This window comes from Thiomicrospira microaerophila (genome assembly GCF_023278225.1).
Lineage (GTDB): Bacteria > Pseudomonadota > Gammaproteobacteria > Thiomicrospirales > Thiomicrospiraceae > Thiomicrospira > Thiomicrospira microaerophila_A.
In genome coordinates, this window is record NZ_CP070959.1 from 1,006,714 (window position 1) to 1,020,200 (window position 13,487).

The window sequence follows — 13,487 nt, forward strand, 5'->3', positions numbered from 1 at the left end:
TTTTTTTATTTATTTTTTTATAGTTTAGGAGTGGTTTATGTCAGGTTCAGCATGTGGTACGTCGAGTTCAGGATCGGTGGTGCGGGGCAACCGTCCTCTAAGAATGTTGGCAGTTTTTATTGCAACACTAGTGATTGTCGCGCATTTTTTAGGGCAGATTAATTTGCTGTCAGATTGGATTTTCTGGATTGTGTTGTTTATGACGGCGAATGCGATCCAAGCCAGTTTTAGTGGTTTTTGTCCGATGTTTAAAAATCCACGTGGTGAGTGTATTGCCTGTGGCGTGGCCTGTGATAAACCGGCAGAAACCAAAAAAGATGGAGCCTGTTGTACTAATGATCAGGCGTGTTGTTCAGATACGTCAGCCGGTTGTTGTGAGCCCAAAAAGACGGGCTGTTGTGATGAAACCTCGTCTAAGCAGGGTTGTTGCGACGCAAGCAAGTCTAATGCAACGGAGCTGAATATCACCACCAAGGCTGACCACCATCATATTTTAGTGCTCGGCACCGGCTGCGCTAACTGTACCAATACCTATCAACAGGTTGAAAAAGTGACGGCTGAGTTAGGCTTGAATGCGACTTTGGAAAAGGTTGAAGACATTGCTGAAATCGCAAAATACGGCATTATGGCGACACCCGGTGTCGTGATTAATGGTCAGGTGGTGCATTCCGGTGGTGTGCCGAGCGCCAAGATGATTAAAAGCTGGTTTAATTATTAAGCTTATCGTTTGAAGCTGTGAAGGCTAGGCGTGTTTAGTTAGTATAACGAACACGCACAAACATTAAAGATACTTCGACGTATCCTGAATGATCTTATCAAGTCGTATTGTCGTATTTACTTTAAACGACTTTCAAGTTATCCAGGCAGTTATTGGAACAGGTATATTGAACATAGGTATTTTTTGAATAAACCAGGTTGAATGGCTTGTTTAATTTCTTGATGAGTCAGGCTAACAAGGTTAACATTCTATTTAGTGTGGTTTTTTCAATTAAATAAAGTCTGGTTGCATCCTTAATCGCTAAACCCTAGACAGCTTAAACAAGAGATGAGCCGGATCGCAGGTCGAAAAATTAAAGTATGGGAAGGTGTATTTATGCGTATTAATCGCTTAGGCTCTCATGCCGATTTTCGGCTGGATATGGTGGTTTTGTGTGGAGGGGAAGGTAAAAGGATGGGGGGAGTCAATAAGGGGCTTGTCAAATGGCAAGGTGTGCCGATGATTCTTCATATTATGGATTGGATTGCTGCTGAATTTCAATCCGATTTTTTAAGATGCCTACAAAAACCAATTATATGGGTGGTAACCAATACACAAGCTGATGAATACCAAAACTATTTAAAATCCTACCAAGATAAACTTAATATCAAAATTATCCCTGACCGATTTAGTGGTTATTTAGGCCCCTTAGCCGGAATTGATGCGGTTTTTGCAGATAGTCAAGCGGATTGGTTACAACTTATTCCTTGTGATTGTCCCCAGCTACCGCCAGGCCTGGTAGTTAAATTGGCCGGTTTTACATCGTCAACAACACCTTTTCAGATTATCACACCCTGGGATGGTGAGAGAGTGCAACCCCTTTTTTCGCAATTACACCGTTCAACCTGGCCAAGTCTGGTGCATGCTATAGAACAACAACACTTAGCGGCATACCGTTGGATGAACCAGCAAGCTTTAGTCGAGGTGGATTGTAGTGACCTAGCTTCGGGGTTTAAAAATATTAATAGCGTTAGAACACTAGAGGACAAGATCAATGAAGCATCAAGCGATTGAGTTTGCACAAGCGCGAGAAAAATTGTTAAACCATGCTAAATTAATTCCTAATTCTCGACGCGTGAAATTAGATCGAGCCTTAGGGGGTGTTCTTGCGCAGGATGTGATTAGCCAATATGCGATACCGCCGCAAAATAATAGTGCGATGGATGGTTATGCTTTGTCAGTTGCGGATTTAACCGGTAGCCCGCCATATCGTGTTGCGGTCAGTCAACGCATTGCGGCAGGTCAGGTTGGTACAGCCTTAGTTCCGAAGACTGCGGCACAGATTTTTACCGGTGCACCGATGCCTGAAGGTGCTGATACGGTTGTCATACAAGAGGAGGTTAGGCGTGTTGGGGATTGGATTGAATTTAATGCCGCGCCATCTCAGGGTCAGCACATTCGTTTAAGGGGCAGTGATATTGCACCTAAAAGCTTACTGTTAACGGTGGGGAGAAAACTTAGGCCGCAAGATATTGCGCTTTTGGCATCTGCTGGTGTCGCTGAAGTGGATATTTATCAAACATTAAATGTTGCGCTGCTTAATACGGGTAATGAGCTGGTTGAACCTGGATCTCCCTTACCCGTTGGTGGTATTTACAATTCCAACAAATACCTCATCAAATCACAAGTTCAAGCACTCGGCTTCAACTGTTTGTTGTTTGAACCGGTTGAAGATAGCTTACAAGCAACGTTAAATGCTTTACAACAGGCTGCCGAGCAGGCAGATGTGATTATAACCACAGGAGGGGTTTCGGTTGGTGGTGAGGATCATTTACGTGCAGCGATTGAGCAATTAGGCGAGTTGCAGGCCTGGCAGGTAAAAATGAAACCGGGCAAACCTTTTGCGATCGGTAAAGTGACGACAAAACAAACTCCTGTATTGGCATTGCCAGGCAATCCGGTCGCGGCATTAATTAATTTTGCGTTGTTTGCGCGGCCTTTTTTATTGCTATGTCAAGGGGTGGAAGACGAATGTTATTTGCCATTATGGACGCAAGCCGATTTTGATTGGTTTAAACCCAGTACGAGAATGGAGGTGTTGCGTGCAAGGCTAGAACCGGGTTATCAGAGTAATCGTGCGGTGCAACTTTATGCACAACAAAGCGCCAGCTCATTGTTAGCATTTAACTGGGCAAACGGTTTGGTAATCTTACCACCGGAGAAAACCGTCAAAAAAGGGGATTGGGTTGAGTTTGTTCCGTTGGCATCATTGAATATGTTTTAGCTTGAGGTTTGATTATTAGCTCAGCTACCCGATTTTGATCGATGATTAAGGTAAAGTGGCTTGGTTTTAAAATAAAAAAACGCCAGATGATTGGCGTTTTTTATAAGAGCAGATTTAAACTTTACTCAATTTCAAGTAATTTGACTTTGGTTAAGCCAGAATCTGTAGCGTAGTGAGTAATTTCTGCAGGTGAGGTCGCCCCCAGCTTTGTCATTAAGTTTTCACGATGCTTTGATACCGTACGATCACTGATTTCTAGCATTTCGGCTATATCTTTAGTTTTGTAACCTTCTGCAATCAATTTAGTCACTTGTTTTTCTCGCACAGAAAGTTTACGCATATTGCGTTTTTTCTTAATGTTTGCGTCAGCATCTAAAAGGTTAACCACATGTGGCTTAATTTCTTCAGAAATAAATCGGTCGCCTTCGAAGACTTTACTTAGACCGGCAATTAACTCTTTTTTATTGATGCGCTTGGTGGCAATGCCGTGCGCACCCAATTCAAGTGCTTCCTGCCATACAGTCGGTGTTTCAGCAGCGGTTAATACAAATATTTTGGTATTGGGGTGACGTCGTTTAAGCTGAGAGATCGTATTGAGTCCATTCAGTTTAGGCATCGCTAGGCCAAGTACAACAATATCAGGATCCTTAGCGCGAACCTGCTCCATACAGACAATCCCGTCCTCAGCTTCAGCTACCACTTTAAAGTTAGAATCAGCCTCGATAAGAAGTTTCAATGACTCTCTGACCAGGTCGTGATTTTCAGCGAGAAGTAAGTTTATTTTTTTTGCCATAATGTTAGCCTTCCATTTACATTTAGTTTGCGTTTTATTTGGAATAAAGTGCTAAGCAAGTCAGTCGCATAATTCCAGTTGTATTGTTTTTGATTTAAATTTCTAATATCTCAATTTTAGCTAGTAAGTTTACCACGTATAAAAAATGAACCAAACTGTTTTTTAGGCTTTTTCTATTTAAAAGATTTAACATCGTTAATGATTTATTAAGATGTTATAGCCAACAATTATTTTAATAATGGGAATTTGTTGTGGTTCTGCGTAAAATGGCATCAAAACAAAAAGCCTTAAATTTAAATATTTTGAACAGGTATTGTATAGGTTTTTGTGTATTTTTTGTATATTCGATATTGTTTAGACTAAAATAATGAGATTTTTTATGACTCAAACCCGACTTGAAAAAGACAGCATGGGAACCTTAGAAGTTCCTGTCGACGCACTTTACGGCGCTCAAACTCAACGTGCAGTGAATAATTTTCCCATAAGCGGTCGAACTATGCCAAAAGCGTTTATTCATGCTTTAGCTATGGTTAAACGCGCCTGCGCCCAAGCAAACTTTAAGCTTGGCTTGCTAACTGAAGAAAAAAAACGAGCTTTAGCCAGTGCGGTAGAAGAAGTCCTAAGCGGTGTTCATGATCATCAATTTCCGGTTGATGTCTTTCAGACCGGCTCCGCAACCAGTTCTAATATGAATATGAATGAGGTGCTAGCTAGCTTGGCAACAAAACTGGGTTCTAGTACTATTCATCCAAATGATGATGTAAATATGAGTCAAAGTTCTAATGACGTCATACCGACGGCCATTCATTTGGGAGCGGTTTTAGCGTTAAACAAAGAACTTATTCCTGCTTTAAATCATCTCGCTGAAACTCTTAATCAAAAAGCGATTGAATTAAAGGCGGTTGTTAAGACCGGGCGTACGCATCTAATGGATGCTATGCCGATAACCTTTGGTCAAGAAATTCAGGCTTGGCGTCATCAGGTATTGGATAATATAACTAGGCTGAAATCCAGTCTAGAAAGATTGGTGTTATTGCCTCAAGGTGGAACAGCAGTGGGAACAGGCATCAATGCGCATCCAGAGTTTTCTCGAGTGTTTTGCGAGGAACTCAGCCAAGTGCTTGGCTATGAATTCAAGCCCATGCCTAATTTGTTCATAGGTTTAAGTTGTCAGGATACCGTTCTTGAGTTAAGTGGTCAGTTAAATGTTTTAGCGGCCAGCTTAATGAAGATAGCGAATGACCTGCGTTGGATGAACTCAGGACCTCTTGCTGGCCTGGGAGAAATTCAATTACCGGCTTTGCAACCCGGAAGTTCAATTATGCCAGGTAAAGTGAATCCGGTTATTCCGGAGTCGGTTGCCATGGTGTGTGCTCAGATCACGGGTAATCATACGGCGATTACGATTGGTGCGCAGTCAGGCCTTTTTCAGTTGAATGTTATGTTACCAATGATGGCTGACAACCTGCTTTACTCGATCAAGATTGCTTCTAGTGCGTCTATTCAATTGGCAGATCAGGCTATAAAGGGGTTTGTGGTTAATCAAGACACCCTTAAAAAAGCATTGGATGTTAATCCGATTCTAGTCACGGCATTAAATACTGTGGTAGGCTATGAAAAAGGAGCGGCGATTGCTAAAGAGGCCTATCGCTCTAAAAGACCGGTTATGGATGTTGCTTTGGAGTTGACGAACCTTGATCGTCAAACACTGGAAAATTACCTTGATCCGGCCAAGCTCACTCTAGGTGGAACCCCGTCATAAGATTAGATAATTAGGAGAAAAACATGCCAGTGATAAACCTGACGTCAGCTGAATTTGAGAAAACTATCGAAGCACATGAGATGATTATTTTTGATTTTTGGGCTGAATGGTGTGGTCCTTGTAAGCAGTTTGGTCCTGTATTTGAAGAGGTTTCTTTAAAGCATCCGGATATTTTGTTTGCAAAAGTGAATGTTGAAGAGGAGCAAGAGTTAGCAGGCATGTTCCAAGTGCGCTCTATTCCGACTATAGCTTTGATGCGAGAAAAGGTGGTGGTTTATGCCAACCCGGGTGCCTTGCCTGCCAGCAATTTAGAACAAGCCATTACTCAGCTTCGAGAGCTAGATATGGATAAGGTTCATCAAGATGTTGCGCAAGCACAAACGAATACTTAAATTGAAACCTGTATTGGGGATACGCAAATGAGTGATAAAAAATTTCGTTTAGTCACACGAAGTGATTTTGATGGCTTAGTCTGTGCTGTGATATTGAAAGAACAGAATTTGATTGATGATATTTTGTTTGTTCATCCAAAAGATATGCAAGACGGCAAGATTGCTATTGGTCCTAATGACATCACGACCAATTTACCCTATGTAGAAGGTTGTCATCTTGCTTTTGATCATCACTTGAGCGAAAAAATTCGTAATAACGAAGCCGATAATCATATTATTGATGTCGACGCGCCTTCTGCCGCGCGCGTTGTTTATGATTATTATGGTGGTAAAGCCGCGATGCCGGCTATTGCGGATGATTTAATGGAAGCAGTCGATAAAGGGGATGCAGCGCAATTCTCTCGTGACGAGGTTTTAAACCCTTCAGGTTGGTCTTTATTAAATTTTCTAATGGATGCAAGAACCGGACTTGGTCGATTTAGAGATTTTAGAATCTCCAATTATCAGTTAATGATGGAGCTGATTGATTACTGCCGAGATCATAGTATCGAACAAATATGTCAATTACCTGATGTTAAAGAGCGTATTGACCTCTACTTTAATTATGAGAAACAGGCAAAAGACCAGATCATTCGCTGTGCTAAGCAGTATGGCAATCTAGTGGTGTTAGATTTACGTGGTGAGGATGTTATATATCCTACAAATCGATTCACAATCTATGCACTTTACCCAGATAGTAATATTTCGATACATGTTTTATGGGGTTTGAAGCAGCAAAACACTGTTTTTGCGATAGGGAAGTCTATTTTGAATAAAAGCTCTAAAACTAATGTCGGTGCGCTTTGTCTTCAATATAACGGCGGCGGTCATATGGCAGCGGGAACCTGCCAAGTTGATAACGCTGTTGCAGAAGCCACGCTAACCGCTTTGATTGAAAAAATTACGCAAGATGGATAGGAGCTTGGGCTTTAATTTTTGGGCACAGTGAATGACACTTGAAAAAAAAGTGGACGATTTTTTGGCTGAGGGTGGCGCTTTGCAGCAAGCCGTTAATGATTACCGTCCTAGGTCAGCTCAGATTGCGATGGCAAAACAGGTCGCTCATTGTTTTGAACAGCAAAACACGCTTGTTGCTGAAGCGGGAACTGGTACCGGAAAAACCTTTGCGTACTTAGTTCCTGCTTTGTTAAGTGGTAAGAAAATTATTATTTCGACCGCCACCAAGAACTTACAGCAGCAGTTAATAGACAAGGATTTGCCTCTGTTAAAAGACCTTTGTAAGGTTAAAGGGGGCATCATGCAGCTTAAAGGGCGTGAAAATTACCTTTGCGAACAGAGAATGCATCTTGCTGAAACTCAATTTAAAAATAGCCGAGAGGATTGGCACCGTCTTGCTAAGCTTCGTGATTGGGTTAAAAAAACCAACACAGGGGATTTGTCTGAATCCGGTTTACTTGATGATGGCGATCTATTAGCCAGAAAAATCTGTGCAAGATTAGAATTTTGTCAAGCGGTCTCTTGTAGTAAAGAAGCAGACTGCTTCTACCCCAAGGTGAAGGCAAAGGCAGCTGATGCTCAGGTTTTGGTTGTGAACCATCATTTGTTTTGTGCGGATCTTTCGTTGCGCGAGCAAGGTTTTGGCGAGCTGCTGCCGGATGCGGATTGTTATATTTTTGATGAAGCACATCAATTACCTGACATTGCTGCTCAGTTTCTAGGGTTTTCGGTTTCACGATTTCAACTTGAAGATTTAGGTCGTGACATTAAACAAGCTAAAGAACAAGAGTCACCTGAGTCTGATGATTTAATTGATCGCCTGGCTTTGTTTCAAGAACAGATTAAGTTGGTTAACGAAGCCCTAGGCAAATGGGACAAGCGTTGGAATTGGGAACAATTGACTGATTCAGCAGTTTTTATCAAGCAGCTTGAAAGGCTTGTTAATCATTTAGCGGCCTTGTCTGATCATCTCAAAGTTTTGGAAAAGCGCGGTAAATTATTGGCAGCGGTGACCAAACGGGCTCAGGAATTTGAAAAGCAACTGAGTTTATGGTTATCGACTGATAAGGAAACTCAAGTTCGATGGGCTGAGTCTTCTCAAGCGCGTTTTAAGCTAACCATGACACCTCTAAGTGTTGCAGAGCCTTTTAGACGTCAGAGAGAGGCTATAGGCGGTGGGTGGGTGTTTACTTCAGCAACCTTGAGTGTTAGAAAAAGTTTTGAGTATTTTCAGCAAAGACTTGGGCTGTATGAACCGATTAGTGAAGTTTGGCCTAGTCCTTTTGATTATCAACATCAGGGTTTGATTTTTCATCCGCTAGGTCTGCCTGACCCACGTTCTGAAGATTACATTAAAATATGTATGCGTGCGGTTTGGCCTCTGCTATTGGCCAGTGAAGGCCGCGCATTCTTATTGTTTACCAGTTTTCGCGCTTTAAATGAAGCTAAGGCGCTTTTAGAAGAGCATTGGAAAGGGGTCTTGTTAGTTCAAGGACAAGGCTCGAAGTCATCATTGCTGAAACGTTTTAAGAATGAATCTAATGCCATTTTGTTAGGCACAAGCAGTTTCTGGGAAGGGGTAGATGTTAGGGGTCAGGCATTGCAATTGGTTTTAATTGATCGAATCCCTTTTTTACCCCCGGATGATCCGATTGTGCAAGCCCGAGAAACCTACTTAAAGCAAAAAGGTTTGAATGGTTTCGCACACTTTCAGCTACCTGAGGCAATTATGGCTTTAAAGCAAGGGGTGGGACGTTTAATTCGTGATCAAAATGATAAGGGCGTTCTGGTATTGTGCGATCCTCGTTTCTCAACCAAGCATTACGGTCAAAATATTGTAAATAGCCTGCCAAGTTTTCCATGGACTTATAGTCAAGAAGAAGCTGTAGATTTTTTAAAGTCGATTTAAATGGATTTCTCGATCCATAATACTGAATACCGGATTTTTTGCTGGACTTTTAGAGGTGTGTTAATTAAAATACAAGCAATTCAATATTTTGATTTTATGACGCGAAGCTAAGGGTGACATGAGGTCATATTCTAGTTAAATTTTAAACGGAGCTTGTTCTTGTGTTGCAAGAGCAGGCTCCGTTTTTTGTATGTGCATTTTAAGTATTTAGGCGGGCGATTAGATGAATTACACAGCTTTATTGGCGCTTGAAGATGGGACGTTGTTTTGGGGAACTTCAATTGGTGCCGAGGGTGAATCTGTTGGTGAGGTGGTGTTTAATACTTCATTGACTGGCTATCAAGAAATTCTTACTGATCCGTCTTATTTCAAGCAAATAGTTACCTTAACCTATCCTCACATTGGCAATGTCGGTGTTAATCCTGAGGATGAGGAATCGCCTCGTATTATGGCTCAAGGGTTAGTGGTTAAAGACTGTTCTGCCATAATGAGCAATTTTAGAGCAACGCAAAGCCTGCCTGATTATCTAAAAGCACAAAATATTGTCGCTATTGCAGATATAGATACCCGTAAATTGACACGCATTTTGAGGGAAAAGGGAGCTCAAAATGGTGTTATCGTAGCTGGTTCTGTGATTGACGCTGAGCAGGCTGTGGCCAAGGCACGTGGATTTGCCGGTTTAAACGGTATGGATTTGGCTAAAGAAGTGACAACCCAAGACAGCTATCATTGGACTCAAGGCTCATGGCAGTTGGGGCAAGGTCATGTTGAACGTGCAGGAACGCAACCCTATCATGTGGTGGCCTATGATTATGGAGTTAAGTTAAATATTCTGCGGATGCTAGCTGATCGAGGTTGCCGCTTAACGGTAGTGCCGGCTCAAACCAGTGCAGAAGAGGTTTTGGCGTTGAATCCTGATGGTGTGTTTTTGTCTAACGGTCCTGGTGATCCTGCGCCTTGTGATTATGCGATTAAAGCAATTCAACAAATTTTAGAAACGGATATCCCTGTATTTGGTATTTGTTTAGGACACCAGCTGCTTGCTTTAGCAAGCGGGGCGCAAACAGTAAAAATGAAGTTTGGACATCATGGAGGCAATCATCCTGTTCAAGATCTAGATACCGGTCGAGTTTTGATTACGGCACAAAATCATGGTTTTGCGGTTGATGAATCTACCATGCCAGCACATTTAAAAACAACGCATAAATCCCTGTTTGATGGATCTTTGCAGGGGATTGCTCGCACTGATAAAGCCGCATTCAGTTTCCAAGGTCACCCCGAAGCGAGTCCAGGTCCGCATGATGTTGCGCCATTGTTCGATCAGTTTGTCGAAAATATCAAACAGTTTAAATTAGTCAACGCGGGTTAATTTGGCCGCAGAAGTAAGGGATTAACATGCCAAAAAGAACAGACATACAAAGTATTCTTATTATCGGCGCCGGCCCAATTATTATTGGCCAGGCCTGCGAGTTTGACTATTCTGGAGCACAAGCGTGTAAAGCGCTAAAAGAAGAAGGGTATCGTGTCGTTTTAGTTAACTCTAATCCGGCGACGATTATGACCGATCCAGATTTGGCTGACGCGACCTACATTGAACCGATTACTTGGCAGGTTGTTGAGCGCATTATTGAGAAAGAACGTCCGGATGCCATTTTGCCAACGATGGGTGGACAAACTGCTTTAAACTGCGCTTTAGACTTAGCGCACAATGGCGTTTTGGAAAAGTTTAACTGTACTCTTATTGGCGCCAGTGAGGATGCAATTGATAAGGCTGAAAACCGTGATCGTTTTCGTCATGCGATGACTAAAATTGGTTTGGATATGCCGCGTTCGGAAGTAGCGCATAACTTAGAAGAGGCTTGGGCAATACAAGCTGAAGTCGGTTTTCCAACGGTAATACGCCCGTCGTTTACCCTCGGTGGTTCAGGGGGTGGGATTGCTTATAACAAAGAAGAGTTTGAACAAATTTGTAAGTTTGGTTTAGACCTGTCGCCAACCAAAGAACTTTTGATCGAAGAATCTATCTTGGGTTGGAAAGAGTTTGAGATGGAAGTAATTCGTGATCGTAAGGATAATTGTATTATTGTCTGTTCGATTGAAAACTTCGATCCTATGGGTGTGCATACCGGTGATTCGATAACCGTTGCTCCTGCGCAAACCTTAACCGATAAAGAATACCAAATCATGCGAAATGCTTCAATTGCGGTTTTACGTGAGATAGGGGTGGAAACCGGCGGTTCAAACGTTCAGTTTGCGGTAAACCCTGAAAATGGTCGTATGATTGTTATTGAAATGAATCCTCGCGTGTCGCGTTCTTCAGCTTTGGCATCTAAAGCAACAGGTTTTCCGATTGCAAAAGTAGCGGCAAAGTTGGCCGTGGGTTACACGCTTGATGAATTAAAAAATGACATCACGAATGGAGCTACGCCAGCTTCTTTCGAACCTTCGATAGATTATGTCGTGACCAAAGTTCCGCGCTTCACTTTTGAGAAGTTTCCACAGGCTAAGGCTCGATTATCGACTCAGATGAAATCGGTGGGCGAAGTTATGGCGATGGGCAGAAACTTCCAAGAATCGATTCAGAAAGCGTTGCGTGGTCTTGAAACAGGGATGAATGGCTTTGATGAGATGATCGACTTAGCCTCAACAGATGAAAAGGATGTGCGTGATATTTTGCGCCGTGAATTGCGCGATCCAGGCCCTGATCGCATTTGGTATGTTGCCGATGCATTCCGATCTGGTTGGACGATTGAGCAGGTTTTTGAAGTTAGCAAAATTGACCCTTGGTTCTTAGCACAAATTGAAGAGATTGTAGCCCTTGAATCTCAAGTTGTTGCCAAGGGTTTGGATGCGCTTGAAGAAGGCTTTTTGCGCCAGTTAAAACGCAAAGGTTTTTCAGACAACCGTATTGCCAGCCTATTAAAGACCGATAGCGCGCTGGTGCGCAAATACCGTCACACATTGGGTATTCGTCCTGTTTACAAGCGGGTTGATACTTGCGCTGCAGAGTTTGCAACCTCAACGGCCTACATGTATTCGACCTATGAAGAGGAGTGTGAAGCGAATCCAACTGGTCGCGATAAAATTATGGTTTTAGGCGGTGGGCCAAACCGTATCGGTCAGGGTATTGAGTTCGATTATTGTTGTGTACATGCTGCGATGGCGCTTAGTGAAGATGGTTATGAAACCATTATGGTGAATTGTAATCCTGAAACGGTTTCAACCGATTATGATACCTCAGATCGTCTCTATTTCGAGCCATTAACGCTTGAAGATGTACTTGAAATTGTTGCAGTTGAGAAGCCGAAGGGTGTGATTGTTCAGTATGGTGGGCAGACGCCGTTAAAATTGGCTCGCGATCTAGAAGCGGCTGGCGTACCCATTATTGGTACTTCACCGGATTCGATTGACTTGGCTGAGGATCGTGAACGTTTTCAACAGCTTTTAAATAAGCTTGAGTTACGTCAACCACCTAATAGAACCGCGCGCCGAGAAGAAGAAGCGATTACGCTTGCAAAAGAAATCGGTTATCCGTTAGTCGTTCGTCCTTCTTATGTATTAGGTGGGCGAGCAATGGAAATCGTTTATGGTGAAGAAGACTTGATTCGTTATATGAAGACTGCGGTGAAGGTTTCAAATGATTCGCCTGTCTTATTAGACAGATTCTTAGACGATGCGGTTGAACTAGACGTTGATGCGATTTGCGACGGTGAAGTGGTAGTCATCGGTGGGTTGATGGAGCATATTGAACAGGCGGGTATTCACTCAGGTGACTCTGCGTGTTCGTTGCCTCCTTACAGTATTTCGGAAAAAATTCAAAACGAAATTCGCGAACAGGTCTATAAAATGGCTAAAGCGCTGAATGTAATTGGTTTAATGAATACCCAATTTGCCGTTAAAGGCGAGGATATTTATGTTCTAGAGGTCAATCCTCGTGCATCAAGAACGGTGCCTTTTGTTTCGAAAGCGATTGGGGACCCTTTAGCTAAGATAGCTGCGCGCTGTATGGTAGGTCAAAGTTTAAAGCAACAGGGCTTTGAAAAGGAAGTTAAACCTAAACACTATTCTGTCAAAGAAGCGGTATTTCCATTTATTAAATTCTTGGGGGTTGATCCTATTTTAGGGCCAGAAATGAAATCAACCGGTGAGGTCATGGGGGTTGGGGTTAATTTTGCCCAGGCCTATGCGAATGCACAATTGGCCGCCAGTACTATTTTACCAAGTCAAGGTAAGGCTTTTTTAAGTGTGCGTAAAGCTGATCGTGTTAAGGTGATTGATTTAGCTAAGCGCTTGCAAGAGAAAGGATTTAATATCGTCGCAACGCGTGGAACAGCAGCTTCTTTGGCTGAAGCAGGGATTGAGTGCGAATTGATTAATAAGGTCGCTGAAGGTAGGCCAAATATTGTTGATGCAATTAAGAACGAAGAGATTGATTTAATTGTCAATACTTCTGATGGCTCGGTAAGTATTAAGGATTCTTCAGGAATTCGTCGTGAAGCTTTAATGCACAAGATTTGCTATACCACAACGATGGCGGGTGCATTTGCGACGGTGGCGGCAATGGACTATTTGGACGTTCAACCGGTTCAGCGCTTACAAGATTTATATTAATATTTTCATTTGTTTGACTGAAGAAGTCGGTGCGCTTGTACCG

At 42.5% G+C, this 13,487-nt stretch carries 10 protein-coding genes; 9 read left to right on the forward strand and 1 reads right to left on the reverse strand.

The window, feature by feature from the left end; translation table 11 throughout:
• The first annotated feature begins 37 nt into the window (after positions 1–37).
• From JX580_RS04785 to JX580_RS04795, 3 genes are all read left to right on the forward strand, one after another.
• Positions 38–718, forward strand: a complete 681-nt coding sequence (locus tag JX580_RS04785) for a thioredoxin family protein (RefSeq protein ID WP_248851662.1) — start codon at positions 38–40, stop codon at positions 716–718.
• Between the two features lie 375 nt (positions 719–1,093).
• The gene (locus JX580_RS04790; RefSeq protein WP_248851663.1) at positions 1,094–1,771 is read left to right on the forward strand and encodes an NTP transferase domain-containing protein; all 678 of its coding nucleotides are present in this window, start codon (positions 1,094–1,096) and stop codon (positions 1,769–1,771) included.
• Complete coding sequence (locus tag JX580_RS04795) at positions 1,752–2,981, forward strand: molybdopterin molybdotransferase MoeA (RefSeq protein WP_248851664.1); 1,230 nt, start codon at positions 1,752–1,754, stop codon at positions 2,979–2,981. Before JX580_RS04790 ends, JX580_RS04795 begins: the two co-directional genes overlap by 20 nt.
• 121 nt (positions 2,982–3,102) lie before the next feature.
• Here the strand turns inward: JX580_RS04795 and JX580_RS04800 are convergent, their stop codons facing one another.
• Positions 3,103–3,774, reverse strand: coding sequence for a response regulator (locus tag JX580_RS04800; protein WP_248851665.1), 672 nt, complete (start codon positions 3,772–3,774; stop codon positions 3,103–3,105).
• 379 nt (positions 3,775–4,153) lie between these two features.
• On the opposite strand from JX580_RS04800, the gene JX580_RS04805 reads away from it, so the two are divergent.
• The 6 genes from JX580_RS04805 (at position 4,154) to carB (ending at position 13,444) form a co-directional block, all read left to right on the forward strand.
• A complete protein-coding gene (locus tag JX580_RS04805) occupies positions 4,154–5,536 on the forward strand; it encodes a class II fumarate hydratase (RefSeq protein ID WP_248851666.1) in 1,383 nt (460 codons plus the stop codon).
• A gap of 23 nt (positions 5,537–5,559) precedes the next feature.
• Positions 5,560–5,928: a thioredoxin gene (trxA, locus tag JX580_RS04810; RefSeq protein WP_248851667.1), complete on the forward strand. Its 369-nt coding sequence runs from the start codon at positions 5,560–5,562 to the stop codon at positions 5,926–5,928.
• Positions 5,929–5,955: 27 nt separating this feature from the next.
• Positions 5,956–6,885, forward strand: a complete 930-nt coding sequence (locus tag JX580_RS04815) for an exopolyphosphatase (protein ID WP_248851668.1) — start codon at positions 5,956–5,958, stop codon at positions 6,883–6,885.
• Between the two features lie 31 nt (positions 6,886–6,916).
• The gene (locus JX580_RS04820) at positions 6,917–8,833 is read left to right on the forward strand and encodes an ATP-dependent DNA helicase (protein WP_248851669.1); all 1,917 of its coding nucleotides are present in this window, start codon (positions 6,917–6,919) and stop codon (positions 8,831–8,833) included.
• A gap of 223 nt (positions 8,834–9,056) precedes the next feature.
• Positions 9,057–10,202, forward strand: a complete 1,146-nt coding sequence (gene carA / locus JX580_RS04825) for a glutamine-hydrolyzing carbamoyl-phosphate synthase small subunit (RefSeq protein WP_248851670.1) — start codon at positions 9,057–9,059, stop codon at positions 10,200–10,202.
• A 26-nt stretch (positions 10,203–10,228) separates the two neighbouring features.
• Complete coding sequence (gene carB / locus JX580_RS04830) at positions 10,229–13,444, forward strand: carbamoyl-phosphate synthase large subunit (protein WP_248851671.1); 3,216 nt, start codon at positions 10,229–10,231, stop codon at positions 13,442–13,444.
• The last annotated feature ends 43 nt before the right edge of the window (positions 13,445–13,487 follow it).

What these genes read in the sequence shown, in the direction of transcription:
- JX580_RS04790 (WP_248851663.1), top strand. Translation starts at nt 1,094, where the DNA reads ATGCGTATTAATCGCTTAGGCTCTCATGCCGATTTTCGGCTGGATATG.
- JX580_RS04795 (WP_248851664.1), top strand. Translation starts at nt 1,752, where the DNA reads ATGAAGCATCAAGCGATTGAGTTTGCACAAGCGCGAGAAAAATTGTTA.
- JX580_RS04815 (WP_248851668.1), top strand. Translation starts at nt 5,956, where the DNA reads ATGAGTGATAAAAAATTTCGTTTAGTCACACGAAGTGATTTTGATGGC.
- carB (WP_248851671.1), top strand. Translation starts at nt 10,229, where the DNA reads ATGCCAAAAAGAACAGACATACAAAGTATTCTTATTATCGGCGCCGGC.
- trxA (WP_248851667.1), top strand. Translation starts at nt 5,560, where the DNA reads ATGCCAGTGATAAACCTGACGTCAGCTGAATTTGAGAAAACTATCGAA.
- JX580_RS04820 (WP_248851669.1), top strand. Translation starts at nt 6,917, where the DNA reads ATGACACTTGAAAAAAAAGTGGACGATTTTTTGGCTGAGGGTGGCGCT.
- JX580_RS04805 (WP_248851666.1), top strand. Translation starts at nt 4,154, where the DNA reads ATGACTCAAACCCGACTTGAAAAAGACAGCATGGGAACCTTAGAAGTT.
- carA (WP_248851670.1), top strand. Translation starts at nt 9,057, where the DNA reads ATGAATTACACAGCTTTATTGGCGCTTGAAGATGGGACGTTGTTTTGG.
- JX580_RS04800 (WP_248851665.1), bottom strand. Translation starts at nt 3,774, where the DNA reads ATGGCAAAAAAAATAAACTTACTTCTCGCTGAAAATCACGACCTGGTC.
- JX580_RS04785 (WP_248851662.1), top strand. Translation starts at nt 38, where the DNA reads ATGTCAGGTTCAGCATGTGGTACGTCGAGTTCAGGATCGGTGGTGCGG.